Origin of the sequence: Dysgonomonas sp. Shenzhen-Wh21 (genome assembly GCF_043392705.1) — a bacterium.
Taxonomy (GTDB): domain Bacteria; phylum Bacteroidota; class Bacteroidia; order Bacteroidales; family Dysgonomonadaceae; genus Dysgonomonas.
The window spans coordinates 1-2,928 of the sequence record NZ_JAIXHZ010000212.1; the positions used below are offsets into that span (position 1 = coordinate 1).

The window sequence follows — 2,928 nt, forward strand, 5'->3', positions numbered from 1 at the left end:
CATATACTGATACGGGGATAACTTCAATTTATTTTGGCTGTGATAAGAGAAATGTAGATAAGTGTATCAGTATATGATGTGATCGACGAGTCTACGTTATATACATAGCCTCTTTTCTCTCGTAATGAGATATTCAAACGGCTATTCATTCCCGGACCACCCAAAAGGTTATTCAAAAGATTTAAGACTCTTCTATTGGGGTCACACAATGAATATGAACGTCCGCCAATCAGAGCATGTGCCTGCGAAGTATCTTTATCCTCCCTCTTATTTACTGACGAGATGTCAACTGGCTTTATCCGTTGTATATCTGATTTTATATCAGGAATAGCCGACAAATATTTCTCGGCATAATAAACAATCTTCTTAAAGTCTGTTCTTCCAAGTGAAAAAAACACCATATTGGAAGGATTATAGAATTTGTTCACAAAACCCTTAGCCATCTGCCCATCAAAGTTCTGCAACAGCTCGGCACTTCCTAATATATTATGCCCTATCTGGGACTGATCAAAAACAAGGTTTTCGAATTCATCAAAGATCAGTTCTGATGGACTATCTTCATACGAATGTATTTCGTCTATAATAACCTCTACTTCTTTTTCAATTTCCGATTGGGGAAAATTCGAATGAAAAGTAATGTCAGAAAGTAACTCTATCGCACGACTAAAGTGTTGCTCAAGAAAGACTGAGTAAACAACCGTTTCTTCTTTATTAGTAAATGCATTGAGCTCTCCACCCACATTTTCCATACGGTTGATAATATGATACGCCCGTCTTTTGTCCGTGCCTTTAAACAGCATATGCTCTACAAAGTGAGCCATACCGTACTGATCGGGAGCTTCATCGCGTGTACCTGCATTGACTATAAAACCACAATAAGAAACGTTACTTTCAATTGGTTTGTGCACAATACGAAGTCCGTTGGATAATGTATGAGTGAGATAATTTATCATTTCTTCATGTAAAACGCCCTTTCTTCAGGGCTTAATTTTTCTATTGAGTAACGCAACATCGTACGAGGCATCTCTTTACTATAACGATCAAGAAAATCAGTTAATTGCATTTTATCTCTCTTACCTACCTCTCTTAGCATCCACCCGATAGCTTTATGCATCAGATCATGCTTATGATATAATAATCGTCGGGATAAATCTAAAATATCTTGATAATCGTTTCGACGGATAAATGCGAATGTGGCAATAATAGCAATACGTTGATCCCACAACAGAGAGCTGTCCGCTAATTGATACAAAACTGATCTGTCTTTATCTACAAGGTACTCTCCAACAATATCTTTTGCACTGAGATCTACCAAGTCCCAGTTATTGATACGATGTGTATGAGCCAAATAAAAATCTACAATCTCTTGTTTCTTAGTCTCGTCCTTTGTCTTTTTAAATAACTCTACGAGAATAAGCAAAGCACACAGGCGACACTCATGATATTCATTATTGAGAAGTTTTGCTACCTCTGTAAAAGGAATATCTTTATATTTCTTAGCTACTTTTCGAGTATCAGGAACAACAACTCCCAGAAACTTGTCACCTTCTCCATATTGACCTTTCCCTGTTTTGAAAAAGTACGGAAGAAATTCCCGCTTTTCAGGAGTTGAATAGGCATTTAGCTCTTCTTGTATCTGTTTAGCTATCATTATATTCTCTATAAAAGGTGACAAAAGTGACAGATTTCAGGCTATTTTCATTTGTCACTTTTCAAAGTTCATAAAAATAGCCTTCGATGTACAATAAGATAAATATTGATGCTTTAGATAAAGAGAAAACGGCTTATTTCAGTTTCCACTCGGCACCATCCTTGCCATCTTTGATTTCAAATCCGGCTTTAGCCAATTCGTTGCGAATCTGATCTGAAGTAGCCCAATCTTTATTTTCTTTTGCTTTTTGGCGAATTTCAAGCAATAAATCTACAGCTTTTCCAAATGCTTCATTATTGCCACTATTTGCACCTATTGCATCATTACGGATACCAAGTATGCCAAACAAAAAGATATCAAATACTTCTTTAAGTTCATTTATATCTTCCTGATTCAATGTTATATTACCGGCACTAGCAGAATTGATTGTTGTTCCGGCTTCACAAAGATGCGCAATTACGATTGCCGAATTCAAATCATCATTTAATGCCTCATAGCACTTGTTCCTAATATTTTTCACATCTACAGAAGATGTAGCTGAAACAGGAATTTTCTCTATACGTGCGTATGCATCATAAAGTCGTTCGAGGCTCTTTTCTGCAGCTTGCAAGGCTTCGTTACTGAAATCTACTGTACTACGATAATGCGCCTGCAAAATAAAGAAACGAATTGTCATAGGGCTATACGCCTGTACCAGCATTTTATGAGTGCCCGTAAAGAACTCATCCAGTGTAATGAAGTTTCCTAAGGACTTGCCCATTTTCTGCCCGCCGATAGTTATCATATTGTTATGCATCCAGTATCTTACTACCTGATGCTTTTCCATTGCCGTATTCTGAGCTATCTCGCATTCGTGATGAGGGAACATAAGATCGAGCCCACCACCATGTATATCAAATTCTCGGCCAAGATATTTTATACTCATAGTCGAACATTCGATGTGCCACCCGGGAAAACCATCACTCCAAGGCGAAGGCCAACGCATAATATGTTCGGGTGCAGCTTTTTTCCACAGAGCAAAATCAACTCTACTTCTCTTCTCTTCCTGACCATCGAGCTCACGTGTCGTATTTAGCATTTCTTCGATATTGCGATGAGAAAGAATACCATAATCGTAATCCTTATTATATTTCTCTACATCGAAATAAACCGAGCCATTACTTTCATATGCATATCCGGCTTTCAATATACCTTTGATTGCCTCTATCTGCTCTATGATATGCATATGAAAGTAATGGCTCGGTTTATTTCGATGTAGAGAAATATAATAAGGATTA

General features: G+C 37.4%; 2 protein-coding genes and 1 pseudogene. All 3 read right to left on the minus strand.

Annotated elements, in window-relative coordinates; genetic code table 11:
- Positions 1-62: 62 nt before the first annotated feature.
- Positions 63-953: pseudogene (locus LDB17_RS14375) on the minus strand (M16 family metallopeptidase); the annotation flags it as partial.
- A complete protein-coding gene (locus LDB17_RS14380; RefSeq protein ID WP_252636428.1) occupies positions 950-1,651 on the minus strand; it encodes a DNA alkylation repair protein in 702 nt (233 codons plus the stop codon). The gene LDB17_RS14380 and the pseudogene LDB17_RS14375, both read right to left, overlap by 4 nt.
- A 133-nt stretch (positions 1,652-1,784) precedes the next feature.
- Positions 1,785-2,928, minus strand: a 1,144-nt coding sequence (locus LDB17_RS14385; protein ID WP_393925108.1) for a cysteine--tRNA ligase, incomplete at its 5' end; no start/stop codon positions are given.